The 26,634-nt window shown below is 47.0% G+C and carries 30 protein-coding genes and 1 riboswitch; of the genes, 7 read left to right on the forward strand and 23 right to left on the reverse strand.

Annotation, left to right across the window (positions count from 1 at the left end; genetic code table 11):
- Positions 1–57: 57 nt before the first annotated feature.
- The 10 genes from NQS30_RS09030 to NQS30_RS09075 all read right to left on the reverse strand — a co-directional run bounded on the left by NQS30_RS09030 (position 58) and on the right by NQS30_RS09075 (position 8,969).
- Entirely contained in the window at positions 58–666 is a 609-nt protein-coding gene (locus tag NQS30_RS09030) for a CotO family spore coat protein (RefSeq protein WP_015239581.1), read from the reverse strand.
- A 97-nt stretch (positions 667–763) separates the two neighbouring features.
- Positions 764–1,540, reverse strand: coding sequence for an enoyl-ACP reductase FabI (fabI, locus tag NQS30_RS09035; protein ID WP_012117300.1), 777 nt, complete (start codon positions 1,538–1,540; stop codon positions 764–766).
- Between the two features lie 130 nt (positions 1,541–1,670).
- Positions 1,671–2,483: a bifunctional hydroxymethylpyrimidine kinase/phosphomethylpyrimidine kinase gene (thiD, locus tag NQS30_RS09040; RefSeq protein ID WP_069006904.1), complete on the reverse strand. Its 813-nt coding sequence runs from the start codon at positions 2,481–2,483 to the stop codon at positions 1,671–1,673.
- A gap of 22 nt (positions 2,484–2,505) precedes the next feature.
- A complete protein-coding gene (gene thiF / locus NQS30_RS09045; RefSeq protein ID WP_012117298.1) occupies positions 2,506–3,516 on the reverse strand; it encodes a thiazole biosynthesis adenylyltransferase ThiF in 1,011 nt (336 codons plus the stop codon).
- Positions 3,513–4,283, reverse strand: coding sequence for a thiazole synthase (gene thiG, locus NQS30_RS09050; protein WP_094031644.1), 771 nt, complete (start codon positions 4,281–4,283; stop codon positions 3,513–3,515). The genes thiF and thiG overlap by 4 nt, the downstream gene beginning before the upstream one ends.
- Entirely contained in the window at positions 4,280–4,483 is a 204-nt protein-coding gene (gene thiS / locus NQS30_RS09055) for a sulfur carrier protein ThiS (protein ID WP_007409096.1), read from the reverse strand. The genes thiG and thiS overlap by 4 nt, the downstream gene beginning before the upstream one ends.
- Positions 4,480–5,589, reverse strand: coding sequence for a glycine oxidase ThiO (thiO, locus tag NQS30_RS09060; protein WP_032866144.1), 1,110 nt, complete (start codon positions 5,587–5,589; stop codon positions 4,480–4,482). The genes thiS and thiO overlap by 4 nt, the downstream gene beginning before the upstream one ends.
- Positions 5,573–6,190, reverse strand: coding sequence for a thiazole tautomerase TenI (tenI, locus tag NQS30_RS09065; RefSeq protein WP_015239576.1), 618 nt, complete (start codon positions 6,188–6,190; stop codon positions 5,573–5,575). Before tenI ends, thiO begins: the two co-directional genes overlap by 17 nt.
- A complete protein-coding gene (gene tenA, locus NQS30_RS09070) occupies positions 6,168–6,875 on the reverse strand; it encodes a thiaminase II (RefSeq protein ID WP_015417218.1) in 708 nt (235 codons plus the stop codon). The genes tenI and tenA overlap by 23 nt, the downstream gene beginning before the upstream one ends.
- Positions 6,876–6,962: 87 nt before the next feature.
- Positions 6,963–7,071, reverse strand: a riboswitch (TPP riboswitch).
- Positions 7,072–7,124: 53 nt separating this feature from the next.
- Positions 7,125–8,969 carry a monovalent cation:proton antiporter family protein gene (locus NQS30_RS09075; RefSeq protein ID WP_218791562.1) on the reverse strand — a complete coding sequence of 615 codons (1,845 nt, stop codon included), beginning with the start codon at positions 8,967–8,969 and terminating at the stop codon, positions 7,125–7,127.
- Positions 8,970–9,197: 228 nt separating this feature from the next.
- Between NQS30_RS09075 and prpE the strand changes: the two genes are divergently transcribed.
- On the forward strand, positions 9,198–9,947 hold the full coding sequence (gene prpE / locus NQS30_RS09080) for a bis(5'-nucleosyl)-tetraphosphatase PrpE (RefSeq protein ID WP_007409101.1): 750 nt from the start codon (positions 9,198–9,200) through the stop codon (positions 9,945–9,947).
- 33 nt (positions 9,948–9,980) lie between these two features.
- Here the strand turns inward: prpE and NQS30_RS09085 are convergent, their stop codons facing one another.
- From NQS30_RS09085 to NQS30_RS09100, 4 genes are read right to left on the reverse strand one after another with little or no spacing between them, the layout of a single operon-like run.
- Complete coding sequence (locus NQS30_RS09085) at positions 9,981–10,874, reverse strand: RluA family pseudouridine synthase (protein ID WP_015239575.1); 894 nt, start codon at positions 10,872–10,874, stop codon at positions 9,981–9,983.
- 14 nt (positions 10,875–10,888) lie between these two features.
- Positions 10,889–11,689: an NAD kinase gene (locus tag NQS30_RS09090; protein ID WP_003155018.1), complete on the reverse strand. Its 801-nt coding sequence runs from the start codon at positions 11,687–11,689 to the stop codon at positions 10,889–10,891.
- 17 nt (positions 11,690–11,706) lie between these two features.
- Positions 11,707–12,342: a GTP diphosphokinase gene (yjbM, locus tag NQS30_RS09095; protein WP_007610625.1), complete on the reverse strand. Its 636-nt coding sequence runs from the start codon at positions 12,340–12,342 to the stop codon at positions 11,707–11,709.
- A gap of 27 nt (positions 12,343–12,369) precedes the next feature.
- Complete coding sequence (locus NQS30_RS09100) at positions 12,370–12,735, reverse strand: UPF0738 family protein (protein WP_003155020.1); 366 nt, start codon at positions 12,733–12,735, stop codon at positions 12,370–12,372.
- Between the two features lie 124 nt (positions 12,736–12,859).
- On the opposite strand from NQS30_RS09100, the gene NQS30_RS09105 reads away from it, so the two are divergent.
- The 5 genes from NQS30_RS09105 (at position 12,860) to NQS30_RS09125 (ending at position 16,102) form a co-directional block, all read left to right on the forward strand.
- Complete coding sequence (locus NQS30_RS09105; protein ID WP_014417426.1) at positions 12,860–13,432, forward strand: CYTH domain-containing protein; 573 nt, start codon at positions 12,860–12,862, stop codon at positions 13,430–13,432.
- 4 nt (positions 13,433–13,436) lie between these two features.
- The gene (locus tag NQS30_RS09110; protein ID WP_007409105.1) at positions 13,437–14,123 is read left to right on the forward strand and encodes a lytic transglycosylase domain-containing protein; all 687 of its coding nucleotides are present in this window, start codon (positions 13,437–13,439) and stop codon (positions 14,121–14,123) included.
- A gap of 228 nt (positions 14,124–14,351) precedes the next feature.
- Complete coding sequence (locus tag NQS30_RS09115) at positions 14,352–14,750, forward strand: globin domain-containing protein (protein ID WP_003155023.1); 399 nt, start codon at positions 14,352–14,354, stop codon at positions 14,748–14,750.
- On the forward strand, positions 14,747–15,649 hold the full coding sequence (spxH, locus tag NQS30_RS09120; protein WP_003155024.1) for a protease adaptor protein SpxH: 903 nt from the start codon (positions 14,747–14,749) through the stop codon (positions 15,647–15,649). Before NQS30_RS09115 ends, spxH begins: the two co-directional genes overlap by 4 nt.
- Positions 15,650–15,934: 285 nt before the next feature.
- Positions 15,935–16,102 carry a hypothetical protein gene (locus NQS30_RS09125; RefSeq protein ID WP_003155026.1) on the forward strand — a complete coding sequence of 56 codons (168 nt, stop codon included), beginning with the start codon at positions 15,935–15,937 and terminating at the stop codon, positions 16,100–16,102.
- A gap of 37 nt (positions 16,103–16,139) precedes the next feature.
- On the opposite strand, the gene pepF is transcribed toward NQS30_RS09125, so the two are convergent.
- The 3 genes from pepF to mecA all read right to left on the reverse strand — a co-directional run bounded on the left by pepF (position 16,140) and on the right by mecA (position 20,164).
- A complete protein-coding gene (gene pepF, locus NQS30_RS09130; protein ID WP_007409107.1) occupies positions 16,140–17,969 on the reverse strand; it encodes an oligoendopeptidase F in 1,830 nt (609 codons plus the stop codon).
- 227 nt (positions 17,970–18,196) lie between these two features.
- On the reverse strand, positions 18,197–19,357 hold the full coding sequence (locus NQS30_RS09135; protein WP_032866145.1) for a competence protein CoiA family protein: 1,161 nt from the start codon (positions 19,355–19,357) through the stop codon (positions 18,197–18,199).
- A 150-nt stretch (positions 19,358–19,507) separates the two neighbouring features.
- On the reverse strand, positions 19,508–20,164 hold the full coding sequence (mecA, locus tag NQS30_RS09140; protein WP_003155032.1) for an adaptor protein MecA: 657 nt from the start codon (positions 20,162–20,164) through the stop codon (positions 19,508–19,510).
- 275 nt (positions 20,165–20,439) lie between these two features.
- Between mecA and NQS30_RS09145 the strand changes: the two genes are divergently transcribed.
- Positions 20,440–21,096, forward strand: a complete 657-nt coding sequence (locus NQS30_RS09145) for a TerC family protein (RefSeq protein ID WP_032866146.1) — start codon at positions 20,440–20,442, stop codon at positions 21,094–21,096.
- Between the two features lie 57 nt (positions 21,097–21,153).
- On the opposite strand, the gene spx is transcribed toward NQS30_RS09145, so the two are convergent.
- The 6 genes from spx to oppC form a co-directional block, all read right to left on the reverse strand.
- A complete protein-coding gene (gene spx / locus NQS30_RS09150; RefSeq protein ID WP_003155034.1) occupies positions 21,154–21,549 on the reverse strand; it encodes a transcriptional regulator Spx in 396 nt (131 codons plus the stop codon).
- Positions 21,550–21,727: 178 nt separating this feature from the next.
- A complete protein-coding gene (locus tag NQS30_RS09155; protein ID WP_007409110.1) occupies positions 21,728–22,306 on the reverse strand; it encodes a GNAT family N-acetyltransferase in 579 nt (192 codons plus the stop codon).
- Between the two features lie 117 nt (positions 22,307–22,423).
- Complete coding sequence (locus NQS30_RS09160; protein WP_032866147.1) at positions 22,424–23,611, reverse strand: putative glycoside hydrolase; 1,188 nt, start codon at positions 23,609–23,611, stop codon at positions 22,424–22,426.
- 106 nt (positions 23,612–23,717) lie between these two features.
- Positions 23,718–24,635: an oligopeptide ABC transporter ATP-binding protein OppF gene (gene oppF, locus NQS30_RS09165; protein ID WP_012117283.1), complete on the reverse strand. Its 918-nt coding sequence runs from the start codon at positions 24,633–24,635 to the stop codon at positions 23,718–23,720.
- Positions 24,628–25,704, reverse strand: a complete 1,077-nt coding sequence (locus NQS30_RS09170) for an ABC transporter ATP-binding protein (RefSeq protein WP_003155039.1) — start codon at positions 25,702–25,704, stop codon at positions 24,628–24,630. The genes oppF and NQS30_RS09170 overlap by 8 nt, the downstream gene beginning before the upstream one ends.
- Positions 25,705–25,716: 12 nt before the next feature.
- Positions 25,717–26,634 (reverse strand): oligopeptide ABC transporter permease OppC, encoded by a 918-nt coding sequence (gene oppC / locus NQS30_RS09175; RefSeq protein WP_007409113.1) that lies wholly within the window; start codon positions 26,632–26,634, stop codon positions 25,717–25,719.

Genomic DNA, 26,634 nt, shown 5'->3' on the forward strand with positions numbered 1-26,634 from the left:
ATCAAAAAGCATAAAAATAAGCTGCCGGATTAAGAATTCAGGCAGCTTTTTGTATGGTTAAAATCCAAGCGGATGCAGCGAGGTAATATCGTCTATTGCGAGTTCTGCCGGCGCTCCGTTGCTTGTCGTCCGCAGGAAGATCGCATTATTTTTTCTGCCGACGATTACGCCTCTGTAGGTTTTCCCGTTGGCTTCTATCAGACAAAGGGTCCGCGGCATATTATGCGGCAGCTTCGTTAAGAAATCAATTTTTTCAAGAATGGACATTCTGCTCATCGGCTTTTTCACGCGCTTTGGCGGAACCTTTTCCTCTGGGGCGGCATTGTGAACCGCTTCAGGCTCTTTTTCAGCGGCATCAGACTCTTTTTTAGCGGCGTCAGGCTTGGCAGTGTCCTGCTCTGCTTGCGCCGGAACTTCTTGAACGGCTTCTTCTGCGCGGCTGTGCTGTTCAGGTACTTGCTTTTCTGGTTCGACAGCCACTGCTCCTTCAGGCTGAGTTTGACATTCTTCCTCCCGCTTTCCATGCATCGGCTCTTCTTCCGGCGGCTGAGGCGCTTTCCTTTTTTTGATTAATATGTCCTGCATTGATGATTGCGTGTCTGAATAATCCGCCTGAACAATATACATGAGCGGTTTTTTTTCCGCGTTTCTGTTTTGTTTTGACATCTTCATCCCTCCGATTCTGTCATGTTTTATTTATATGACGGAATGATTAAAATCAGAAGAAAGAAAAAAGCAATCCCTGAAAGGGACTGCTTGTTATTTAACGTGCGGTAATATGGAATCCTGAATCAACGTGAAGATTTTCGCCCGTGATGCCTCTTGACAGGTCACTGAACAAGAATGCAGCCGTGTCGCCCACTTCTTCAGGTGTTGTCGTGCGGCGCAGCGGCGCGCGCTCTTCAATTTCTTTCAGGATGGAGTTGAAATCACTGATTCCTTTTGCAGACAGCGTACGGATCGGTCCTGCTGAAATGCTGTTGACGCGGATGTTTTCTTTTCCTAGGTCAGCGGCTAAATATCTTACGCTCGCATCAAGAGACGCTTTTGCCACACCCATTACGTTATAGTTTGAAACGACGCGCTCTCCGCCGAGGTAAGTGAGTGTAACGATGCTTCCGCCTTCAGTCATAATCGGACGCGCCGCTTTTGCGACCGCTGTCAGAGAGTAAGAACTGATGTTATGCGCAAGCAGGAATCCTTCGCGGTTCGTATTTAAATATTCGCCGACAAGCTCTTCTTTGTTTGCGAACGCGATGCAGTGCGCGATGCCGTGAATCACGCCGACCTGCTCTTTAATGCTCGCAAAGCAAGCTTCGATCTCAGCGTCATTTGTCACATCACACGGAAGGATGATGGAATCATTTCTTTCTAATGTAGCCGCAAGGTCATGAACTGATTTTTCCAAGCGCTCTCCCGCGTAAGTGAAAATGAGGCGCGCTCCGGCTTCATGCAGCGAACGGGCGATTCCCCATGCGATACTGCGTTTATTGGCAACGCCCATCACAACGATGTTGCGGCCTTCAAGTGAGAAATTCATATGTATAAAGCCTCCTGTAATCGTCTTAAAGACATAGTTTTAGTACCTGATCTTAATTTTTATCATATCATAACCTTGTCCAGATTGAAAGCATGGGAAAAAGACCGCGGATGTTGAAGCGGTCTCTTTTTTATCTCGTCTGCAGACTGTTCCTTTTAAAGGCAAAATGATTGGTCGGGCCGTGTCCCTCTCCAATGCCAAGCGTATGTTCCACGGCTTCCCGCACAAAATTGACGGCTGTCTCAAACGCGGTCTGAATGTTTTTCCCCTTTGCCGTTTCCGCCGTCAGCGCGGCTGCGAACGTGCAGCCTGTTCCGTGGGTGTGTTTGGTGTCAATATAAGCGTGGCTGATTTGGGTAAAAGACGAACCGTCAAATAATAAATCAACGATCCTCCCCTGTTCAGGCTGGTGTCCGCCTTTTATGATGACATGCTTTGCACCAAGCTTGCAAAGGCGTTCGGCCGCTTTTTTCCGGTCCTCAAACGTGCGGATTTCCATTCCCGTCAATACCTCAGCTTCCGGAACATTCGGCGTCACCGCATAGCTGCGCGGAATTAACAGCTCTTTTAACGCGGCCTGAGATTCCTCACGCAGCAGGGAAGCGCCTCCTTTGGCAATCATGACGGGGTCCGTGATGAGATGATCAAGCCCGTACTGATCCGTTTTTTCCGCAATTTCCGCAATCATTTCTGCGCTCCACAGCATTCCCGTTTTTACAGCGTCAGGCCTCAAATCTTCCGCCACCGCGTCAATCTGGCTGCCCAGCGCTTCCCGGGTGAGCGGATAAATGCCGTGAACGCCCAAAGTGTTCTGGGCGGTTATCGCTGTAATGGCTGACATCCCGAAAACGCCGAGCTCCTGAAAGGTTTTGAGATCCGCCTGTATACCGGCGCCGCCTCCTGAATCTGATCCGGCAATCGTCAATGCTTTGCATATGCTCATGATGTTTTTCTCTCCTTTCGCATTATCCGATCCATTTATGATAAAAGGATTTCGCTCTGCTGATATCACTTGTGCCGTGTATTAATGCTCTGCCGTCACGAAACAGTACCATCTTGAAATTGTCTTTGCAAAACGAAATTAAATACGGGTTGGCTGAAACATCAAGCCCTGTCCGTCTGAGCTGTCCCGCAAGTTTTTGCAGATCAAACTGTTCAGAGATCCCCGCTCTGATCTGCACCGTGTTCCGCCCGCACAGAACCGCCGCTTTTGTCTGATTTTCATAGGATAAAAACGGATAATCGTTCGTGCCGCAGCTTGGGCAATCAGCCGACTTAAGACGGGCGACGTTTATTTCTGACCGTTCATTTTTCCATAAATCAAAGGAACGGAGAACATGCTCGATAGATCCGCCCGTTAACAGCTTCAGCGCATCTGCTGCCTGAAAAACGGCCGTCTGCAATACAGCCGGGCTGATGATTCCCGCCGTATCGCATGTCATACCGCCTAAAGGCAATGTCTCAAGCAGACAGTGAAGGCACGGCGTGACACCGGGAATGACGGTAAAAGAGAGCCCGTAGCTGCCGACACAGGCGCCGTACAGAAAGGGAATCCCTTTCTGTACAGCCGCATCATTCACAATCAGCCTCGTTTCAAAGTTGTCAGCGGCATCCACGATGAGGGAGGCGCCACGAATCAATCCGGGTGCGTTTTCCGCAGTGACATCCATGACAAATCCCTCGACCTCTACATCACTATTTATAGATCGAAGCCGTTTTTCAGCCGCCGCGGCTTTCGGCATTTCCTGTCTGACATCGTCTTCGGTATAAAGCTGCTGGCGCTGGAGATTACTCCACTCCACATAATCTCTGTCAGCGATCGTTACCTTCCCGACCCCTGCTCTGACAAGCATCTCCGCACTTGCCGTCCCAAGCGCACCCGCGCCGATAATCACGGCATGAGACGACCGGAGCTTCTCTTGGCCGGAGGGACCGATCGGCTGAAACAGCTCCTGTCTGGAATATCTGTCCGTCATACCGGAAGACCGTCTCGCGGACTGCTTGCAGTTCCGTAATCTTTCACCGGAATTCTCCCCGCTTCATAAGAAAGGCGGCCCGCTTCTACGGCAAGCTTCATCGCCCGGGCCATCTTGACCGGATCATCAGCGCCTGACACAGCGGTATTTAACAGCACGCCGTCAGCCCCGAGCTCCATCGCGTAGGCGGCGTCTTTTGAAGATCCGACGCCGGCATCGACAATGACCGGCACCTTCGCCTGTTCAATGATAAAGGATAGATTCAGCGGATTTAAAATTCCCTGACCGGAACCGATCGGCGAAGCGCCCGGCATAATGGCATGCACTCCGAGCTCCTCAAGACGTCTTGCGAGCACGACATCGTCTGACGTATACGGAAGCACGATAAACCCCTCTTTGAGCAGCTGTTCTGATGCTTTCAGCGTTTCAACCGGATCAGGCAAAAGTGACCGGCTGCATCCGATGACTTCTACTTTTATCATGTCACAAAGCCCTGAAGCTTTGGCAAGCCTTGCGATTCTGACCGCCTCTTCAGCCGTTGCGGCGCCGGCCGTATTCGGCAGAAGCGTGTATTTAGACAAATCAAGCTGTTCAAGAAAGTTAGGCTGAGACTCTTCAAAGATGTTCATCCGCCTTACCGCAAAGGTTAAAATATCTGATTCCGAGACAGCCACCGCCTCTTTCTGAATCTCAAAACTCGGATATTTTCCCGTTCCTAACAGCAATCTTGACTGAAACTGTTTTCCGCCTATTGTTAACATCCTCATCCGCCTCCTACAAAATGGACAATTTCTATGACATCGCGGTCACACAAACTCGTATTTTCATAATTCTTTTTTTCAATGATTTCTTTATTTCTCTCCACAACTACGATTCTTTGATCAAGCTGGTACGATTCAAGCAAATCCTGAACCGTCCCCTCATTTCGATTCCAATCAATTTGTTTTCCGTTCAGCTGAAGGATCATATATGAACAGCCTCCTTGCGATCAATTCGAAACGCTTCTTCCCATTCCTGCTTAATCTGTCTTTCCAGGATCATATCCCGCACCATTTCAGCCGTTGCCGGCGCCAACAGGATGCCGTTCCGAAAATGGCCGGCAGCGAAGATGATGCCGCTGTCTTCAGGATGCCGCCCGATAAACGGCTTTCCGTCTCTTGTTCCCGGCCTGAGACCCGCCCAAAACCGGTCTATTTTCATATGTTCGATGGCGGGAAGCATGGTTTTCGCTTTTGCAATGACGGCCTCAATTCCTCCGATGTCAGGCGTATCGCTCCAGTCGCCCTGTTTCATCGTGGCGCCGATGACAAGCCGGCCGCTTTTTCTCGGGACGACATAACAATGATCATGGTAAAGGGTTTTGATCAGCGGGATATCGTCATTCCACACGGAAAGGCATTCTCCTTTCACAGGAAAAAAAGGCTGTCCCAAGCCGAGCTGGCTGAAAAACCGGCCGCTCCATACACCGCTTGCAACTGCGACTTTGTCAGCATAGACATCCCCGCCGGATGTTGTGATGCAATATTCTCCGTTCACCCGTTTTACGGAGGTGACTTGTTTATGCTCATATATGTCAGCGCCATAGCGCCGCGCTCCTTTTGCATACGCTTTGCAGACATAATACGGTTCGACATGGACATCGTCTTTTATAAAACTTGCGCCGAGAATGTCTTTTGAAACGTAAGGCTCTTTTTCAAGGGCGTCTTCGGCTGAAAGCCAGGTGACGGAAGGCAGATCATCCATCTTCCGTAGACGGGCGATATCTTCTTCGGTATACGCCAGTTTAAGCATTCCGCCGTTATGGCGCCTGATGTCAATGCCGCAAGCTTCCTCAAGCTCTTGCCCCGCCGCTTCATACAGCCTTTGACTGTACATGGCAAAATCAAAAAACGCATCCCGGTTTTCACATTCCGCATGAGCGCCCAGCATTCCCGCGGCAGCGCTTGTCGTTTTTCGGCCGACTTCTCCGGCTTCAAGCAAGACAACGTTCTGCTGCGTCTTCGACAGCTCATAAGAAATGGCGCATCCGATAATTCCGCCGCCGATCACCGCCGTATCATAGTGCTTCTTCATAATCGGCCTCCCTTACCGCGCGTGCATACCGTTTTGCCGCCTCCTCAGGATTTTCAGCTGAGAATATACCTGACATGACGGCAATTCCGTCCGGTTTCGCCTGCTTTGTGTGTCCGATCGTCTGCAGTGTCATTCCGCCGATTGCGATGACGGGGATGGAAAGCGTGCGTTTGATCTCTGAAAGCAGGCTGATGCCTCTTGCTTCAAGTCCTTGTTTACATTCGGTTTCAAATACATGGCCGAACACCACATAATCCGCATCTTCCTTTTCAGCTTGGATGGCTTCTTTCAGCGAATGAACCGAACGTCCGATATGAAGATGGGGAAATCTGCTTCGCACCTGCTTTACGGAAAAGCTGCGGGACGGAAGCTGAACACGGTGTATATTGGCAAAAAGCGCGATATCCGCCCTGTCATTGATGATCAATTTGTCCTTATCCGCACCGCCCTTTTTCAAAAGGGTCAAAAGCTGCATGATTTCTCCCGCTGTTTTATCCCGCTCACGGATATGGATAAAGCTTACTTCGCGCTGAATCGAAAGAATATCTTCGGCCAGCTCGGCAACGGATTTGCGATTATCAGTTACCGCGTGCAGCTCCAAAAGATTCCACCTCTTTTCCGCCCTTCTCGGACCAGCCTTCTTTTTGATAGGCCATTCCCCAAAATTGATATTCATAATAGCTTGAAATCACAAAATTCTCTTTCATTTTCGCGCGGATGTCCTCTGTGCTGTTTTCAGCAATCTCGTCAAAACGGCTGATCTGTTCTTCGACTTGCTGTCTGAACCAGTCTCCGCCGTATGTACCGATCCATTTTTCATAAATCGGATGCTCCGGTTTGCACTCCTTTAAGTGTTCGCCGACTTCATAATAAAGCCAATAACAGGGCAGAAGCGCAGCTAATATTTCTCCAAAATTGCCGCTCATCACCGATCTGTACATATGAGACGTATAAGAATAGGCGGTCGGTGCCGGTTTAAATGCCGCACGCTCTTCTTCCGTAATCCCTAAAAGCTCCGTAAACTCGCGGTGCAGCGCCATTTCCGCTTCATATGTCCCTTGAGCGTGGCCCGCCATCCTGCCCGTCGTAAACAAGTCTTCGGCATATGCGGCGCCGAACGCCTGAACTTTTGCAAAATGCGTCAAATAGTAGGAATCTTGCAGCACGTAATAGCTGAAACGGTCTATCGGCAGGCTTCCGTCACCGATTCCCGTTACAAACGGATGAACAAAACTTCCGTCCCACCATTCGGCAGCCGCCTGTCTGCATTCTTCAGAAAATGTCATCATGTCTTCCCCCCTGATAAAATAAAAAAACCACTTTCCCGCATCGGAAAAGTGGTTTGGAATTTAAATGGATAAAAGGAACCCCAAAAAAATACCGCTCCACTTCCCTACGCAGGTCTGAACCTGTTCAAGTTATGAGGGTCTAAAAGTCTCACTTTTATCTCAGCCCTTATGAAGGACACCCCTAGTGGTCATACGATTAATGATTTATTTGTTATGCCTTCTATATTATCACGAATTGCAATTTGGTCAAGCTTCAAGGATTTTTCTCAGTTCCGACACGTAGTTGCGCGAGCCCGTGACGATGAGACGGTCTCCTGTTTTCAGCCGCGTGTCTCCGTGCGGAACGATGCTGTCCACACCTCTGAAAATCCGGACGAAAATCACATCGCCCATCAGCGAAAATTCCCGCAGAATGATGCCGTTATACGCCGGGTTTTCCAGATTGATCTGATATAACGAAGACTCCTCATTCGTCAGGAGGCTCATCACGCCCGGCGCCTCAATTAATGCGCGCAAGAGCGTCTTTGTAGACAGAAGGATAGAAAAAATACTGATGCCCTCTTCTTTCAGTTTTGTTTCATGCTCAACCGAGCCGACGCTTGCGATGATACGCTCAGTCCCTTTCTCTTTCGCTATTAAGGCGATTTCGGCGTTCACATCTTCATTTCCCGTCGCCACGACAAGAATATCCGTTTTGAAAATACCGTGCGACTCAAGCGTGCCGGGCTCGTAATCAGAAATCGTGTCAACCGAAAAAACGGATTCCGCAAGCGTTTCCCCGGCATTTTCCTGATACACATGGACGACCCGTACTTCATATTCCTCATCGGGCAATTCCAGCGTAACCGGAAGTGTCATTTGGTTGGCGCCGATAAATGTAATGCGCTTTTTTTCCTGCGGCGCACTTTGCCGTTTGTATAATTTCTTAAAGCCGATCGGCGTGATGATGCTGGCAATAACCGCAACTAAAGTCAACGCGCCGGACATATTGGCGCTGATAATGTGGAGCCTTTCTCCGATCGTAGCCGCCGCGATAACAAGCGACAGCGTGGACGTCAGCAAAAAGCCCGAAGCAAACACGGTTCTTTTGTCATACCATTTCTTTAAATAAAACACCGGAAACATTTTGCTGATAAACAGCGCAAGCAGAAGCAGCGGAATCATCGTTAATGTTTTCGGATCTTGGAAAAGCGTCCAAATGTCCAATTTCACCCCGACCATGACAAAAAAGATCGGAATTAAAAACCCGTAGCCGAAGGAATCCAGCTGTTCCACCATTTCTTTATTCGGAGACAGAAGCGATACCAGAACGCCTGCCAAAAACGCGCCGAGAATATTTTCCGCCCCGAGAGATTCCGATAAAGCGACAAGCACGATAATCAGTGTGAAAATGGCTCTCGTGCCGATCTGCACGGTGCCTTTGGACATCGACTGCACAAATGAACGGTGTTTAAAGATCCTGCCGAAGAAATACAGCACGACCCCCGCGGCAAAGAGAATCAACAGAAGCCACATATTTCCGCTGTCTTCTCCGTAAAGAGAAGAGAAGAAAGCGAGCAGAATCATCGTAGCCAAGTCCGCGATAACGGCGACAAGCAGGATGATCTGGCCGATATTGGAGTTCATGATCCGTTCTTCCTTTAAAGTCGGGACCACCACACCGAGTGATATCGTCGAAATAATAAGCGTCATTAAAAATGCGTTTTGAATAAAACCGGCTAATACAAAGGCATAGGACAGCAGCAATGATAAAATAAAGATGCCGAAAAAGATAATCAGTGCGGCAGAAAACGTGTTGGGCGCTTCCTTGCCATTCGGAAGGAATTGTTTTTTCTTCCCTTTCTCAAATGAAGAAAAATCAATTTCCAAGCCGCTTAAAAACATTAAAAAGATAAAGCCGAGAACAGACAGCGTCTCCAGCCACGTGTCTCCCTGAACGACAAGATTCAGGCCGCTTTTTCCGATAATAAGCCCCATGATGATCTCCGCGACGACGACGGGGATGCTGAGCTTAAACCGATGTAAAAGGAGCGGCGTCAAAAAAGCGACGATCAGAACGACGACTAAAGATGCGACTGATGTGTGTTCCATTCGTAAATACCTCCTTAAAACAAGGGTTATAAAAGCCCGCTTAAAGCGGGCGAAACCTTACTTTTTTTTAAAAACATAACGCATATTCTAACAAGGCTGAACGCGAAAAAAAAGTGATAAGGCTTTATTTCTTTAATTCTTTTTTTAATTTGTGCAAAAACAGCGTAATTAGGTATAGGAATTAGCCCCATAATAAATAAAAAAACGTTAATAAGGAGGCAGACACGAATGGCTTATGACATCATCAGCGATATACACGGATGTTATGACGAAATGATCGCGTTAATGCAAAAGCTCGGATATGAAGTCAAAGACGGAACGCCCGTTCACTCTGAAGGCAGGACGCTTGTCTTTGCGGGGGATTTAACGGACAGAGGCCCAAAATCCGTAGAAGTGATGCGTTTTGTGGCAAAAGCATATGAAAAAGGAGCCGTCCGTTATGTCCCGGGAAATCATTGCAACAAACTGTACCGTTACTTAAAAGGAAACCCCGTAAAAGTGATGCACGGACTGGAAACGACGGCAGCCGAACTGAAAGAGCTGTCTCCCGCCGACAGAACGGAAGTCTCCAGACAATTTATCCGATTATATGAGTCAGCGCCGCTTTATGACATTTTACATAATGGCGATCTCGTTGTCGCCCACGCCGGCATAAAAGCTGACGATATCGGTAAATACTCGCGTAAGGTAAAAGAATTTGTTCTGTACGGCGATATCACGGGTGAAACGTATCCCGACGGCAGACCCGTCAGAAGAGACTGGGCCGCCGCTTATGAAGGCAAGGCATGGATTGTTTACGGCCATACCCCGGTAAAACGCCCCCGGATCGTCAACCGTACAATCAACATTGATACAGGATGCGTCTTCGGCAATCAACTGACAGGCTTTCGCTTTCCGGAGCATGAAACCGTCTCTGTGGAAAGCTCAATGCCCTATGATGCCTCACGATTTCGCGAGGATCACGGAAGGCAGGCATGAAAAAAAGCCCGAAACCGGCAAACGGTTCGGGCTTTACATTTGTTCAATTAATGTTTTCATATCGTCAGGCACCGGAGCGTGAAAAACGAGCGTTTTTCCGGTCATGGGGTGTACGAATGAAAGCCGCTCACTGTGAAGAGCCTGCCGCGCAATTCCCTCATTTTTTCCGCCGTACAGTGTATCACCGACTAACGGGTGGCCGAGGTAGCTCATGTGCACCCGGATTTGATGCGTCCGCCCCGTTTCCAGCCGCAGGGCTGCAAGCGTAAACGCATGTCCCGCTTTTTCCGTTTGAAAATGCGTCACCGCTCGTTGTCCCTCCGGCGTTACCATCCGCTCAATAATACTGTCGTGTTTTCTTCCGATGGGCGCGTCCACCGTTCCTTCCTTCTGAGGCATGATCCCGTGTACGACAGCGAGATACCGCCTGCTGACAAGCCCCTTCTTCTGTGCTGCCGACAAAAGAGAATGGGAAAGCCGATGTTTGGCGATCAGCATCGCCCCCGATGTATCCCTGTCAAGGCGGGTGACAAGATGAACCGTTGATTGTACGCCGCTTTTTCGGTAGTGGCTGATCACTCCGTTAGCGATGCTCTCCGACGGGTGTTCTCTTGATGGAATTGAGGAGACATACGGCTGTTTATTGACCACAAGCACATGGTCATCTTCATAAAGAATATCAAGGGGAACCGGCTCAGGCAAAAGCGTTTCACTCACATGCTCCTTCGGAAATTCAATCTTAAGCACGTCTCCTTCCGCTAACACGGCGCGGACGGTTACATGCTCTCCGTTCACAAGCAGGTCTCCCCCGCCGAATTTAATGTCAGCGAGAAGCCGCTTTGAAATGCCGAGCAGAGCCGTATATTCTTTTACCGTCATGCCGGCTTCCCGGGCAGTCATGTTCTTTTGGATAAAAAAGTTGTCCAATCCGTTTCCTCTTTCTATTCGCCTTTTCCGATAAAGGAGTCCTGCACCCTTTTCCAAAACGGAAAAGGACGGAATCTTGCAAATCTGACTTTTTCATTTGCCACACGGCATAGAATGGACTTGACATCCTTATGCAGCAAGGTTAAATGATCAATTGTGACTTGAAAGTCGACGTCGTTTCTCGGTTTGATGACACAGTTATGATGATCGGGAAGCAAAAGCGGCGAGCCGACAGTCCTGAACACTCTGTTGTTGATGGATGCCATTTCCGCAAGCTGTATCGCTCTGATGGAAGGGTGGATGATCGCGCCGCCTAACGCCTTATTATAAGCCGTGCTTCCGGAAGGCGTGGACAGACATAAACCGTCCCCCCTGAACGTTTCAAACAGCTGGCCTTTAATTTCCACGTCAGCGACGAGACTGCCTTCTATGCTTTTGATCGTACATTCGTTCAAAGCCAGATACCGCTCCTCACGCTCTTCATCATGATAAGTGACAATCACCTCAAGAAGGGGATACTCCACGGTATGATACGGCGTTTTGGCAATAGCCAGAACGAGCTTTTCTATCTCCTGCGGAACCCAATCGGCATAAAAACCCAAATGCCCCGTGTGAACTCCGACAAACGCCGTTTTATCGAGACGGTCGCTGTACCTGTGAAATGCGTAAAGAAGCGTTCCGTCACCGCCGACGGAAATCACGATTTCCGGCTCTTTTTCATCCAAGGTCATATCAAAATCGAGTAAATACGCCTGTATTTTGCTTTTCAGTGTATCTGAAACCTCGTCTCCTTTTGAAGAAACGGCAAATTTCATGCCATTCCCCTCCTTTCCTACTGGTGGTCTCCCGCTTTTTTCTTTCGCGAGAACGCGGCTTGGGCTTCCTGGATTTCTCCGCGGATTTCTGACATTTCTTCATCGAGCCGGGATGCGGCTTCTGAGGCCCGCTGCAGCCTCAGCTTTACTTTTTCGGGAATGTTCCCGCTGTATTTGTAATTCAGTGAATGCTCAATGGTTGCCCAAAAGTTCATGGCAAGCGTCCGAATCTGTATTTCCACAAGAACGTGCTTTTCTCCGGACGTTGTTTGTAAAGGATATAAAACGACAAGGTGGTAAGACCGATATCCGCTTTCCTTATGCTCTGCTATGTAATCCCGCTTATCGACAACGGTAAAATCTTTTCTGGCAAACAGCATATTTTTGACGATCTGGATATCATCGACGAATTGGCACATAATACGCAGCCCCGCGATATCCTGCATCGTTTCAATCTGATGAAGCGGTATGCTTTTTCGTCTCGCTTTTTCAAGTATGCTCGCCACCGGCTTCACGCGGCCTGTCACAAACTCAATCGGTGAGTGGTCATCTTCATACTCATAAAGGGTTCTGACGCCTTTCAGCTTCACCTTTAATTCTTCAACAGCCTGGCGGTATGGCGCTAGAAATTGCTCCCATTGTTTGTCATCCATCGTACATCCCCCAATTCCGAACCTGTTCTAAAGAAATACGCTTTTCACTTTTTCTTCCATATCTCCGTAGTTTGCATTATCTTTAATATTTTCAAGAAGATAATCGAGTTCTTCATGCAGCCCTGAAAGTTCAACCGTTTTTCCGCCGGCCTCAAGGACCGCCGGTTTTCTTTGGTCTAAGGCTTCTTTCAGATCCGGCCAGATATGTTCTTTTATAATGACATATTCAAAAGAGTCAGCTGATTCAAGTATGTATACAAAAGCAAAGTGATCGGAATCAACAAGCATTTGACCTGAGGCTTTGCGTTCCGCTCCGCTTAAGTCCTCTCCGCACTTCAAGCGGAGCGCGTCTTCTGTTAATGATGCATTTTGGATTTCAATTCTCTTTTGCATAATGTTCTCCTTTTTTAACAAAGTACAGCATTTATTTTATCATATCAAGGTCGATATTGATAAACGTAACCTCTAAAGAGATAATGGGAATTATACAATTTTTCGTCCTGAAAGGAAGACTGTCATGACCCAAGAAATAGAAATTGAATTCAAAAACCTGCTGACAAAATCAGAATTTCTGAAGCTGAGTGAAGCACTCTGCATGAAAGAACATGATTTTAAACAGCAGGTCAATCATTATTTCGACACGAAAGATTTTTCCCTGAAACAAAAAAAATCAGCACTCCGCATCCGAGAAAAAGACGGCGCGTTCGTTCTGACGTTAAAAGAGCCTGCCGCGGTCGGTCTGCTGGAAACCCACCAAGAGCTTGCGGCACCTGATCTTGACGTCTTCAAGATTCCGGATGGCCCCGTCAAACGTCAGCTGGAAGGTCTCGGAATCAACTCAGAACACATTTGCTATTTCGGAACGCTGTCGACCGCACGCGCGGAAAAAGAATCAGAAAAAGGCTTAATCATTTTAGATCACAGCCGATATTTAGAGAAAGAAGACTTTGAATTGGAATTCGAAGCTGCTGACTGGGATGAAGGAAAACGGGCGTTTGAACAATTGCTCAAGCAATTCGGCATCCCAGAGCGGATCACGAAAAATAAAATCCAGCGTTTTTATGAACAGAAACAAAAAAAGGTGGAATGACACAGTGAATATCACGAATTGGGCGGCCCTTCTCCAGCTGCAATCAATGGCGCTGCAATCAATCTCTCATACAAGCACGGCTTCAGGCGGACAATCTTCAGAAAGCCCGCTTGCAAATTTCAGCGCGCTGCTCAGCCAGTATACGGACACAGCCGTCCGGCAGCAGCCGGAATCAGGAATTTTAAACGGTGTGCGGACCGCTCACGCTTCATATTCACCGAGAATTCCCGTTTCATCCGGCTCCGCGGCTGCTTCACAGACCGCTTCCCCGGGCATAAAGTCTCCGGATGCGGCTTCTGATATCAGCACCGGAAACTTTTCAATAGACAGCGCCATTCAGAAAGCGGCCGAAAAATACGGAGTGGACGAAAAGCTGATCCGCGCGGTTATTAAACAGGAATCAGGCTTTAATCCGAAAGCGGTCAGCGGTGCGGGGGCAATGGGACTGATGCAGCTCATGCCTTCCACGGCAGAATCACTCGGGGTGTCAAACCCGCTTGATCCCGTCCAGAACGCTGAGGGCGGCACAAAGTACCTAAAGCAGATGCTCACGAAATACGACGGAAATGTATCTCTGGCGTTAGCCGCCTACAACGCAGGCCCCGGCAACGTAGATCGGTACGGAGGCATTCCGCCGTTTAAGGAAACACAGCAATATGTCAAAAACATAACCAAACAGTATTACGCGTAAACCAGAGAGGCTTCCTTCGCCCTCTGGTTTTTTTGCGGAGTGAAATCTTACACATGAATGAAGGCGATGTGATATGATATGAAATACAAGCGCCTGACAGAAAGGCACTTTGTTTGTAGAAATAAAATGTTATTGCTAAAATATACAGTAACTGAAGATAGTAAAACTGAAAGATAAATTCGCAATGGGAATTATGATTCCTATTAGCCATATAAAGGAGTAGTCAACATGGGACAATCGTTTAACGCACCATATGAAGCGATTGGAGAGGAACTTCTATCGCAACTTGTTGATACTTTTTATGAGCGTGTCTCGTCTCATCCCTTGCTGAAGCCGATATTTCCAAGTGATTTGACTGAAACGGCCAGAAAACAAAAGCAATTTTTAACCCAGTATTTGGGCGGACCTCCTCTTTATACTGAAGAGCACGGACATCCCATGCTCAGGGCAAGGCATCTCCCCTTTCCGATTACGGACGAGAGGGCTGATGCGTGGCTAAGCTGTATGAGCAAAGCGATGGATCAGGTCGGGCTGGAGGGCGATATTCGTGAATTTCTGTACGGGCGTCTGGAACTGACGGCCAGGCATATGGTAAACCAGTCAGAAGCGGAGGATCGATCATATTGACGAATTATCAGCATGAGCAATACTTCGCCCATTGCCACGGACATCCAAAAAAACCGCTCGAAATTTACATGTTTGTCGACCCTTTATGTCCTGAATGCTGGTCGCTGGAGCCCGCCATAAAAAAATTAAAAATCAAATACGGACGTTTTTTTACGCTGCGGATCATTGTTTCCGCGAGCATTACATCGCTGAATAAGCAAAAGCGGAAAAAACACCTCCTTGCCGAAGCTTGGGAAAAAATTGCGAACCGTTCCGGGATGCCCTGTGACGGAAGCCTTTGGCTTGAGCAGGATCAGCCTCTTTCATCGCCCTACCTTGCCGCACTCGCTTTAAAAGCGGCCGAACTGCAGGGAAGAAAAGCGGGCATTCTGTTTCTCCGCAGCATGCAGGAAAGCCTGTTTGTTTCCAAGCAGAATATTACGGATGAAGACGTTCTTTTAGAGATTGCCGAAAAGACGAAATTGGATGTTGAAGAATTCAAGCGCGACCTCCATTCGCAAAGCGCGGTAAAAGCGCTTCAGTGCGATATGAAAATCGCGGCGGAAATGGACGTCACCGTCAACCCGACATTGACGTTCTTTAACAGCCTGCATGATGATGAAGGGCTGAAGGTTCCCGGCAACTATTCTTATGACGTATACGAAGAGATCTTATTCGAAATGCTCGGGGATGAACCGAAGCCTTCTGAAACGCCGCCTTTGGAATGTTTCATTGAATATTTCCGGTTTGTCGCATCGAAAGAAATCGCACTCGTTTATGATTTGAGTCTAGAAGAAGTTGAAAAAGAAATGAAAAAACTGGCATTCGCCAAAAAGGTCGCCAGAGTGGAAGCAAAGCACGGTCTGTTTTGGAAATCTCTGGCCGGCACCCAGGAGGATGTCACCTGTTGTGATCATTAAAAAAAGCTGATTCCTTACGGAGCCGGCTTTTTTTGTGCAAATAAAGAAACCGCGCCGGGATAAGCGCGGTTTCATATGTCTTAACGACAACAAAGGGGATGGGAGAAATTTTTCACGGTCAAACAAAGGGGTAATGTTTGTTTGTGATCAATTTCACATCCTTATCATATCAAATCTTGTCGAGTTTTGACAAGCCATAAGATTAATGTTCATATTTTTGTCACAAAACATAACTGACTGCTTGTTTTCATAGAATATATCAATGAAAAACAAGGAGGGAAATCAATGCTCCGCACCGTATTGATCATCGGAATGATTGTGTTTTTCTTCTTTTTAAACCTGCTGGCCATGATGCACATGCTGCCGATTTACATTACATCTCCCCTGCTGTTTCTGTCCATATTGTTTGCCCTGTATCGGCTGAATCACAGAAAAACGTTTAAAGGGTTTTAGAAAAAGCCTGCGCATCTTATGCACAGGCTTTTTTGAATTACGAAGGGTTCACTTTCGAAAGAAGCTCTTCCATTTCGTTCAGTTTCTCTTCAAACATTTTGCAGGCTGCCTCGATCGGTTCAGGCGATGTCATATCGACTCCCGCTTTTTTCAGTATGTCGATCGGATATTCCGAGCTTCCCGCTTTTAAGAATTCGGTATAGCGCTCCACCGCAGGCTTGCCTTCTTTTAAGATCTGGCTGCTCAGCGCTTGGGCCGCACTGTAGCCTGTCGCATATTGATACACATAATAATTGTAATAGAAATGCGGAATTCTTGACCATTCCAGACTGATTTCTTTATCAATCACCATGTTGTCACCGAAATACTTTTTATTCAGATCATAATAAAGTTCGTTCAGCAGTTCAGGCGTTAGCGGCTCGCCTTCCTGCGCTTTCGTATGAATCAGATGCTCAAATTCAGCGAACATCGTCTGTCTGAACACTGTGCCTCTGAATCCTTCAAGCATATGGTTGAGCAGGTACAGACGCTGTTTTTCATCCTTTAAGCTGTTCAGCATATATTCACCGAGCAGCGCTTCATTGGTCGTTGAAGCGACTTCAGCGACAAAAATGCTGTAGTTACCGTACGGATACGGCTGATATTTTCTCGTATAGTAGCTGTGCACGGAATGGCCGAACTCGTGAACGAGCGTAAACAGATTATTGACATTGTCATGCCAGTTCATCAAGATGTACGGATTCGTGCCGTATGTACCGGACGAATAAGCACCGCTGCGTTTTCCTTTATTTTCGTATATATCGACCCAGCGGTTTTCAAGTCCTTCTTTTAAAATAGACGCGTATTCCTCGCCCAGCGGAGCAAGTCCTTTGAGCATATAATCTTTCGCTTCCTCATATGTGACCTTCATTCCCGAATCTTTTACAAGCGGTGTGTAAAGGTCATAAATATGGACTTCATCAAGGCCGAGAACCTTTTTCCGCAGGTCAATGTAACGGTGTAATAACGGAAGATGTTTATTGATCGTTTTAATAAGGTTATCGTAAACTTCTTCAGGGATGCTGTTATTGGATAAAGCCGCTTCCCGTGCTGATTTATACTTTTTCACACGGGCGTAAAAATTATCTTTTTTCACAGTGCCGCTGAGTGTAGTCGCCATCGTGTTTTTATACTGTCCGTATGTTTTATATACGGCTTCAAATGCGTTTTTGCGGACTTCACGATTGCTGCTTTCCAGGAAATTAATAAAGTTGCCGTGTGTGATTTGAGTTTCCTTGCCGTTTTCATCTTTAATCGACGGAAACGTAATATCGGCGTTATTTAAAACACTGAATGTATTGGAAGGCGACGACAGCGCTTCTGAGGCTTCCGCAAGCAGGGCCTCTTCTTGTTCGCTCAGCACGTGCGGACGCTGTTTTGTAATTTCTTCAATTGCATGGGAGTAAAGTTTAAGCTCCTCTTTTTCCAGAATAAACTGGTGCAGCTTGTCCTCCTGAATCGCCAGAATTTCCGGTTCAATGTAAGCAGTCGCGCTGGCAGCCTGAGAATACAGGCTTGCGGCTTTGTCGTTCAGCCCTTGGTAGAAAGAATTTCCCGTATCTTGGTCTGAGCGCATATGCGCGTATGCATAAAGTTTCCCAAGGCGGTTCGTCACTTCATCCTGTGCCGTAAGCGCCGCGTATAAATTATCAGCCGAATGAGCAAGCGTGCCTTTAAAAGAAGATAAATTCGGGATTAATTCTTTAACTGCTTGAAATTCTTTATTCCAGGCCTCATCACTAGGAAAAATATCCTCTAGTCTCCATGTATGCTCTGCCTTTACTTCACTTCTGTCAGGCAGCTGTGCTGCTTTATTTTCCTCAGTCATGGTGATCCCCCTCGTTTTCTTTACTTCAAGCCAATTGAAAAAACGATTGTTTCTCCAAAAACTTGTGTTGTGATTATCTTCCGGCTTTTCACTGCCTTTTGTCAAATCATATGCGGCATATAAGACCGAGCATACCAATAATACAGTGAAAAAACGAAAACAAACTGCTTGTACGCCCCTCACATTCGCCACCACCTTGACGTTAGGGTGAACGAAATGAAGCATTCTCATTCCCCAAAAAAGAGCAGATCCCGCCGGCGCAGCTCATCTGCCGTTTGAGGGAGCTTCCGTTGAGATGAGGGCATATATACTTCATTCTCAATTTCCCTTAAAAAATCCTGCAAGCATAAGAAATCAGCATATTGTTTTACCGCCATTCCGATAAGGCTATCTTGTGAACCATACCGCATCCGAATCTCCTTACGCCTGATTTTTTGCCGCAAATCATGAACCATGCCGGATAATCGGATCGGCGCGCCTTTTTTAGAAAGTTCCGCAAGCCGCAAGTATAAATGGCCCTGCCACACAAAAACGGGACTTGCAAACACAAAGCCCGCTGAAACAGGAATAAACACTTCAGATGGGAGAAATGGAAATGCGACCTGATGTCTTTCGTAAAAAAGACGCCGGATAAGACCGGCATCTTCAGATAAAAACCGCCCGCTTTTGTTGCGGAAGCCGGCTACGGCACGTCCCCACGAGGGAAGTCTGACGCTGTGCCGCCCTTCCGGATGACAAATGTCTTTCAGGTTTGCTTTGTGAAGAGGGATTGTAATTAAGCCGGCATAAGAATAGCCGGTGTAAAACGGAGTGATGGAATGCAGCCTGTAAAAGGAGCGGGCGTCGGGGCAGTAAAACAGTAAGGAGGAAAATGAATGGACTTCAAAGAACTGCCAGTGAAAAGCAGAAAGCCGGAAAAATTGCGCGGCCATCCGTTTTAACCGTTTTGCTCCGATGATCCAGACCGGCCGGTACCCGGCGTTTTTCAGGCCTGCTGTCCGGCTCTTTAAAGAGTCCGCCGAAAGGTTCGCACATTGAAATTCAAAAGCCAGCCTCTCTTCTCCGCTTTCCGCCGTCAAGTCAGGCCGCTGTCCGGCGGAAGTCAGATACGGTTCCAGGCTGACGCTGCACCCTTGTGTCTTTAGCCAGAGAAAAAGCTGCCTTTTTCCTTCCAGATGGTATTCGCTTTCAGGTTCGGATTCCCCTGGACACAGCCTGCTTTTTTTATGAGCGAAGTGCGGCAGTTTCTCCCGTCCCAGTTTGATATCAAGCTCACTTTTGCAAACGGGGCAGAACCAGCGTTTCTTTCTCAGCTCCGCCGCTTTTTCCTTTGAATAGCTTCCGGCCAGCTGAATGAGCCGTCCGTCGGCAGTCACAGCACTGAACATGTTGCATCTTCTCCTTTCCTGAATCTTGTTGTATTCAGCAGGAAGAAGATATAATCCTGTTTGCGGATGAGAGCCGTTATACGGTTTTCAGCCGTTCATCCTGTCATTCAGAACAAAAAAAACCGATTTCTGCTGAGAGAAATCGGTTTGTTATGATGCAAAGTGTTTTTTTATTGTATATAACGCATGATCAGCGATCACCAATTTGCCGTATTCTTCAAGACGGTGAATGCTGACTGATGATTCGTGCGCGTACTCCAACAGGATGCTTAGCTGATTTTCAACCTCTTCATCAGTTTGCTCATAAAAATCTGCATATAAATAATATCGGTCTTCAAACGAATACAGGGTCGTTTTAATTCCGTTAAGATTCAATTTTGATAGCGAGATGAGATCCTCAAAATCATCGAACCGCAAAGTGAACTGAAGCTTTTGCTCCTTATCTTCCCGGCTCTCGGCCTGCTCTTCTTTCTGGAAATCATCAAGTAAAGCATCGAGATTTTCATCTGCCGGCTCTTGTTTTTTATCTTCCGGGATCGGCAGTTCGAGTTTTTGTCCGTCCTTGGAAAGCTGGGCTTTTGTTACGATTATTTCCAGTCCTTTGTCCAATGCCTGAACCTGAATCCAAAGAGGACCCTCGACAGCGAATTCCTCTTCATCATGCACTTCATCCATGACTTCCCAGAACAGTTCTTCACTGCGCTCGCGATTGTACCAGATTTCTTCTCTGTCAAAACCGCGATCTTCAATATCACCATAAGACATATAAAATTTTACAGTATGCTCATTAATTCTTTCTATTTCCATTTTGCCAACCTTCCCTTCTTTATAAGATGTTGAAGGGACATCTAAGCTCCCGATGAATAGTACTTTACTACACTTTACCCATTCCGTCCACATCTTAACCTTATAGAAGACAGCGCAAATTCTTTATATTTCTATTTTATGATAAAACAGTTATAAAAGAAATAAAAAAGCATTTTCACACCGAAAAACAGGCTTTCTCCCGGTTCCCATCATAAATAGCGCACCGCTTCATATATTAGCTGTACAAGCAATCGATCTATAAGCGAGGTGTTACCATGCCGCACGATTACCTGCTGTCCCTTCTGCTCATTATCGGAATTGACCTTATTCTCGGCGGTGACAATGCCGTCGTCATCGCGATGGCCAGCCGGAATCTGGCCCATAAACAAAGACAGCAAGCGATCATCTTCGGAACGTTTATCGCAGTCGTCTTGAGAATCGTTCTGACGAGCGCTGCGGTCTATTTATTGAATGTTCCTTTTTTGCAATGCGTAGGCGGGGTATTTTTATTGTATCTCGGCTATCAGCTTCTGATTGAAAAGAAAGATGCGCAGCATGTGAAAAGCAGTTCTTCTCTTTGGAAAGCCATCCGCACAATCGTTATGGCTGATATCTTTATGTCGCTTGACAATGTCATCGCAGTAGCCGGCGCTTCTCACGGTGAGCTGACACTTGTAGTGATCGGTCTCTTCATCTCGGTGCCGATTATCATTTGGGGCAGCAAGCTCGTTCATGCCGCCATGGACAAAATGCCTTTATTGATGTACGCCGGGAGCGGTCTTCTCGCATTTACCGGCGGTGAAATGATTGCCGGAGACAGCAAGCTGTCATTTTTCATGGCAGAACACGGCATTATACAAATGATGCTGCCGATTTTGACCGTCGTATTTGTTATCCTCGCCAGTATGATTTACCAGCAGACCGAAAAATAACAAAAAGCCCAAACCGCGATGGTTTTGGGCTTTTTCCATGCTTATCGTAAGCTTATATCAGTTGGCAAGACGCTGTGCTTCTCTTAATTGGAAAGAACGCACTTTTCTTGGCAGGAATCGTCTGATTTCATCTTCGTTATAGCCGACTTGCAGACGTTTTTCATCAATGATGATCGGACGGCGGAGCAGTCCCGGATGCTCATTGATCAAAGTATATAAGTCTTGAAGCGGCATAGATTCAACATTTACGTTCAGTTTCTGGAATACTTTAGAACGGGTAGAGATAATTTCATCCGTACCGTCTTCAGTCATACGCAGAATCTGCTTGATCTCATCAATTGATAACGGCTCGGAGAAAATGTTTCTCTCTACAAACGGAATCTCGTGCTCTTCAAGCCAAGCTCTTGCTTTTCTGCATGACGTACAGCTAGGTGATGTGTATAATGTAACCATTAATCTTCACTCCTCTAATTAGTAGGATGAACATGTTTGTATTCTCAAATTGAAATGACTTTAAAAAAGGAATCTTTATAGGTATTATACTATAAAAAAGTAAGTGTGAACAGTCTCCTGAGAAAAAAATGTGTCAATCCGGCAAATTTACGGCTGGCGGATGTTTCCCCATTCTCAATTAGCTCAGCTGATCGAAAATGTTTTTTCGTTTTTTCTCATCAATGACTTTGAGAACTTCATCCGTTTTTTCGTATGATTCTCCGTACCATTTTTCATCTTTATAAGTGTGAATGTTTTCATATGTCTGTTTCATTGCTTCAAACATTTCTTCTTCTGATTCCGTCTTAGGTGACCAGTACAGAATCTCCATTTTGTTCACTTCATTCGTAGCCAATGACCGGCGCCGATACCCGATTGACTGCGCGTGCTTGAAATGCTCTCTTTGATAAAAACGCAAGCGTTTCTGTGTATCCGTGTCATCCTCGTCAACAGGCTCCACCTCAAGCAGAATCGGCTTGTTTTTCTTTTTCAGCCTGCCGATCAGCTTGCTTCCGAGGCCTTGTCCTCTGGATTTCTTTGACACAAACAGGTAATCAATAAAGATGAAAGAGTCAAATTCCGCATACATCAGCACGTGGTACTGCCCCTCTTCTTTATGATAAACATCGCTTTGCTCCTTTAACAGAGCTTCCATATGCGCTTTTGATTTCATTTCTTCAATCGGAAAATATTCACTCAGCTTTTCGTACCAGTTCATTCATTTGCTCCTTATGGGTTCGTTGTCTTCACACTTTTAGATATACCCCATTTCCGATTGTTTAAACAATCTTACATCTATTAAGACGTGTGATCCTTTAACATGGTTTCAATTTTTTTAAAATGGTGTGTAATCGACGTTTTTGGTATAGCGGTTTGCCGCGTCCCACAATAAAAATTCGTCAATTCCTTCATCATGCAGCGCTCTAACCTGGTCTTCCACCTGGCGTTTTCCGTACTTTTGATAATTTCCGCTGCCGAGATATGATGCCGTGAAGTCCTGAAGCCACGGACGCGATACAGGCGGGGGTTTCAGCTTAGACAGTTTTTTATGTTCCACCTTCGCGTATTCTTTGACGACATTGTAAGGCTCAAGATCCGGTTTATCAATGCCGAAATAGCTTGTCCAATGGCTCGGATAAATCATGGATGAAATGACATCGACCTGTTCTGAAATTTTGCTGAAATTCTGGCCGATACCAGGCGCTTCCGGCAGCGTGGCTGAATAGCCGAAAATATCAACCGACACATCCGCGCCGTACGGCTTGAGTTTTTTCTTCGCATAACCGACAAAATCGGTGACGGCGTGAACGCGTTTTTGCACATTGCTGTCTGCTGTTTTTCCGTAATCGCCGTGTCCGTATGTCAGTTCGTCATCACGTTTTTCAAATCCTTCAGGAAAACGGACATAATCAAATTGAATTTCTTGAAAACCCATCTTTACGGCTTGTTTTGCAATCTTTACATTGTAATCCCATACTTCTTTCATAAACGGATTGACGAACGATTCGCCGCGGCCGTTTTTCCAGACACTTCCGTTTTTTTCTTTAAAGGACCACTCCGGCTTTTTGTTCGCGAGTTCGCTGTCTTTAAATACGACAATACGCGCGATCGGATAGATCTTTTTTTCCTCCAGCTTTTTCATCATCTTTTTTGGGTCTTTGATGTACGGCTTGGCGATTTTGGCATACTCAGAATGGCCGTCCGGCTTAAAGGTGAGGTTTCCGTTGTCGTCCTTGACATCAATCACCATTGTATTGAGCTCCGTTTTGTCCACAAAGTCTGTCAGCTCTCCGAATTTGCTTCCTCCCGCCGAATGCCCTGTGACGTAAATGCCCCGCACCTTATCAGGATGTGAAAAATGCAGCCCTGACGGATAAGCGAACCGTGCATTTGATTTCGGCAGTTCTTTTTCGGCCAGCGCTATTTTTACAAGCGGCTGCTCCTCTTTCGCAGCGGCGTGGGCCGGATAAGCGGCTGCACTGATAAACAGTCCCGCACAAATGGCGCACAAAATGGTTTTCATACTGATTTCCCCCTTTTTTTCCATTATAGAAAAACGGGAGCAGGCTTAATAAACTTGAATGTGCGCAAAAAAATCCTCCAAGACTGAGTCTTGGAGGATGATACGTTTATAGATAGGTTTTAAATTCATCTTCTGTGCACATGACAAAATGTCCCGGTTTCACTTCTCTGAATTCCATCTTTTCTCCGTCTTGCAGCTGATGAATGGACGGATCGTATTTCTTTCGCGTGCGATTTCTTTCATAGTCCGGATCAGGGAGCGGGATAGCGGACAGCAATGATTTCGTGTATGGGTGAAGCGGGTTTTCGTAAAGCTCATCCGCCGGCGCAAGCTCCACCAATTTTCCGAAATACATGACGCCGATGCGATCGCTGATGTATTTGACCATTGATAAATCATGGGCGATAAACAGGTAAGTGAGCCCTTTTTCTTTCTGCAATTCTTTCATTAAATTGACGACTTGCGCCTGAATGGAGACATCAAGCGCCGAAATCGGTTCGTCCGCGATGATAAACTCCGGATCAACCGCCAGCGCTCTGGCGATTCCGATACGCTGGCGCTGTCCGCCCGAAAATTCATGCGGGTAGCGGTTGGCGTGCTCTTTATTTAAACCGACCGTTTCCAGCAGTTCGTGAACCCGCTGCATCCGCTCTTTTTTCGTTTTTGCCAGGCGGTGAATATCTATTCCCTCGGCAATAATGTCGGCGACTGTCATTCTCGGATTTAAAGATGCGTACGGATCCTGGAAAATCATCTGCATTTTCCGGTTAAACTCCAGCAGCTTCTTGCGGGATTTTTTCCCGTGGACATTTTCCCCGTTAAAGAGAACTTCCCCGCCGGTTGCCTCATACAGCCGGATAATGCTGCGGCCTGTCGTTGATTTACCGCAGCCTGATTCTCCGACAAGGCCGAGCGTTTCGCCTTTATAAATATCAAATGACAAATCATCTACGGCTTTTACCGTTCCTTTCTGCGTGAAAAAATGCTGTTTTAAGTGTTTGATTTCGAGAAGCTTCTCAGTCATTTTTTTCACCTTCCTTCATTAAAACAGGATGCTGATACGTATTCGGAAGCTGACGGATTTTAGCCTTCACCGCTTCAGGCGGCTCGACCTTAGGCGCATCAGGATGCAGAAGCCACGATTTCACAAAATGCGTATCAGACACTTTATACATCGGCGGTTCCTGTTCAAAGTCAATTTTCATCGCATATGAGCTGCGGAGCGCAAATGCATCCCCTTTCGGAGGGTTCGTCAGATCAGGCGGCGTGCCCGGGATGGCCGTCAGTTTTTCCTGATCGGTGCTGTCCAGGCTAGGCATTGAGGCAAGCAGCCCCCACGTATACGGATGGCGCGGATCATAAAAGATTTCATCCACCGTGCCCGATTCGACGACCTGACCCGCGTACATGACAGCGACCCGGTCGGCGACATTGGCGACAACGCCGAGATCATGCGTGATAAAAATGATAGACGTATCAATTTTCTTTTGCAGATCTTTCATCAGCTCAAGGATCTGTGCCTGAATCGTCACATCAAGAGCTGTTGTCGGTTCATCGGCAATTAACAGTTTCGGATTTGCCGCAAGCGCCATCGCGATGACGACACGCTGTCTCATCCCGCCTGAAAATTCATGGGGGAATTGGCCGATCCTTTTTTCGGGCATCGGAATTCCGACGAGATCAAGCAGCTCTATGGCGCGCTTTTTCGCGGCTTCACTTGAGATTTTTTCATGTTTGAAAAGCACTTCCGTAATTTGTTTGCCGACTCTCATCGTCGGGTTCAGAGAGGTCATCGGATCTTGGAAAATCATTCCGATGTCCTTTCCCCTGATGGCCTGCATTTCTTTTTCAGACATCGGCACGATATCGCGTCCGTCAAAAAGAATCTGTCCTCTTTTAAAGTAGCCCGGCGGCATCGGGATCAGCTTCATAATCGCTTGGGAGGTCACACTTTTTCCGGAACCTGACTCCCCCACGATCGCAAGCGTCTCTCCTTTATTCAAATGGAAATTCACGCCGCGGATTGCCTGTACCTCTCCGCCGTATGTTTTAAATGAAATGGCTAAGTCTTTTACTTCTAGCAAACGTGTCACTCATATCACTCCTTATTTGCGTAACTTAGGATCCAGCGCGTCTCTTAACCCGTCGCCGACAACGTTAAAGCCGAACATCGCCAGGCAGATAAAGCCGGCAGGGAAGAACAGACGCCAAGGGTAATAGGTTAATGCAGGCAATCCGTCTGAGGCCATCGTTCCCCAGCTCGCAAGCGGCGCAGGTACGCCGAGGCCCAAATAACTTAAAAACGCTTCTGTAAAAATCGCCGTCGGAACCGTCAGTGTCATCGTTACGAGGATAGAGCCCATCGCGTTCGGGACGATATGCTTAAACAAAAGCCGGCCGGTTTTGGCGCCGAGTGTCTGTGAAGCAAGCACATACTCCTGATTCTTTAATTGCAGCACCTGTCCGCGGACGATCCTCGCCATATTGATCCAGCCCGTGATCGTCATGGCGACGATAATGGTCAGCAATCCTTTCGGCAGGACAACCATCAGCAAAATAACCATTAATAATGAAGGAACAGCCCACAGAATGTCGGCGATGCGCATCATCACTTCATCTGTGCGTCCGCCGCGGAATCCGGAAATGCTGCCCCAGATTACGCCGATTAATAAATCAAGCACGGCAGCTGCAACACCGATAAAGATAGAAATCCGCGCGCCCACCCATGTCCGGACGAATATATCCCTTCCAAGGTCATCCGTGCCGAACCAATGATCTTTCGACGGCGCTTTATCCGCATTTAATAGATTGGTAGTGGCATAATCATACCTTGAAAAGACAGGCGCAAAAATCGCCATCAGAATAATAAGAACGATCAGTACGAACCCGACCATCGCAAGCTTATTGCTGCGGAAGCGGAGCATGGCGTCTTTCCAGAGGGAAAGGCTTTTTTTATTTATTTTTTCGGCATCGCCGGCATTAGCTGAAGCTGGTTCAAACATATTTTTAGGAATGTTCTGCAT

The organism is Bacillus sp. B1(2022), assembly GCF_040259625.1.
GTDB lineage: Bacteria > Bacillota > Bacilli > Bacillales > Bacillaceae > Bacillus > Bacillus velezensis.

Coding starts and splice junctions, on each gene's coding strand:
- NQS30_RS09030 (WP_015239581.1), bottom strand. CDS start 666: ATGTCAAAACAAAACAGAAACGCGGAAAAAAAACCGCTCATGTATATT.
- fabI (WP_012117300.1), bottom strand. CDS start 1,540: ATGAATTTCTCACTTGAAGGCCGCAACATCGTTGTGATGGGCGTTGCC.
- thiD (WP_069006904.1), bottom strand. CDS start 2,483: ATGAGCATATGCAAAGCATTGACGATTGCCGGATCAGATTCAGGAGGC.
- thiF (WP_012117298.1), bottom strand. CDS start 3,516: ATGACGGACAGATATTCCAGACAGGAGCTGTTTCAGCCGATCGGTCCC.
- thiG (WP_094031644.1), bottom strand. CDS start 4,283: ATGAGGATGTTAACAATAGGCGGAAAACAGTTTCAGTCAAGATTGCTG.
- thiS (WP_007409096.1), bottom strand. CDS start 4,483: ATGATCCTTCAGCTGAACGGAAAACAAATTGATTGGAATCGAAATGAG.
- thiO (WP_032866144.1), bottom strand. CDS start 5,589: ATGAAGAAGCACTATGATACGGCGGTGATCGGCGGCGGAATTATCGGA.
- tenA (WP_015417218.1), bottom strand. CDS start 6,875: ATGACATTTTCTGAAGAATGCAGACAGGCGGCTGCCGAATGGTGGGAC.
- NQS30_RS09075 (WP_218791562.1), bottom strand. CDS start 8,969: ATGGAACACACATCAGTCGCATCTTTAGTCGTCGTTCTGATCGTCGCT.
- prpE (WP_007409101.1), top strand. CDS start 9,198: ATGGCTTATGACATCATCAGCGATATACACGGATGTTATGACGAAATG.
- NQS30_RS09090 (WP_003155018.1), bottom strand. CDS start 11,689: ATGAAATTTGCCGTTTCTTCAAAAGGAGACGAGGTTTCAGATACACTG.
- yjbM (WP_007610625.1), bottom strand. CDS start 12,342: ATGGATGACAAACAATGGGAGCAATTTCTAGCGCCATACCGCCAGGCT.
- NQS30_RS09100 (WP_003155020.1), bottom strand. CDS start 12,735: ATGCAAAAGAGAATTGAAATCCAAAATGCATCATTAACAGAAGACGCG.
- NQS30_RS09105 (WP_014417426.1), top strand. CDS start 12,860: ATGACCCAAGAAATAGAAATTGAATTCAAAAACCTGCTGACAAAATCA.
- NQS30_RS09115 (WP_003155023.1), top strand. CDS start 14,352: ATGGGACAATCGTTTAACGCACCATATGAAGCGATTGGAGAGGAACTT.
- NQS30_RS09125 (WP_003155026.1), top strand. CDS start 15,935: ATGCTCCGCACCGTATTGATCATCGGAATGATTGTGTTTTTCTTCTTT.
- pepF (WP_007409107.1), bottom strand. CDS start 17,969: ATGACTGAGGAAAATAAAGCAGCACAGCTGCCTGACAGAAGTGAAGTA.
- NQS30_RS09135 (WP_032866145.1), bottom strand. CDS start 19,357: ATGTTCAGTGCTGTGACTGCCGACGGACGGCTCATTCAGCTGGCCGGA.
- mecA (WP_003155032.1), bottom strand. CDS start 20,164: ATGGAAATAGAAAGAATTAATGAGCATACTGTAAAATTTTATATGTCT.
- NQS30_RS09145 (WP_032866146.1), top strand. CDS start 20,440: ATGCCGCACGATTACCTGCTGTCCCTTCTGCTCATTATCGGAATTGAC.
- spx (WP_003155034.1), bottom strand. CDS start 21,549: ATGGTTACATTATACACATCACCTAGCTGTACGTCATGCAGAAAAGCA.
- NQS30_RS09155 (WP_007409110.1), bottom strand. CDS start 22,306: ATGAACTGGTACGAAAAGCTGAGTGAATATTTTCCGATTGAAGAAATG.
- NQS30_RS09160 (WP_032866147.1), bottom strand. CDS start 23,611: ATGAAAACCATTTTGTGCGCCATTTGTGCGGGACTGTTTATCAGTGCA.
- oppF (WP_012117283.1), bottom strand. CDS start 24,635: ATGACTGAGAAGCTTCTCGAAATCAAACACTTAAAACAGCATTTTTTC.
- oppC (WP_007409113.1), bottom strand. CDS start 26,634: ATGCAGAACATTCCTAAAAATATGTTTGAACCAGCTTCAGCTAATGCC.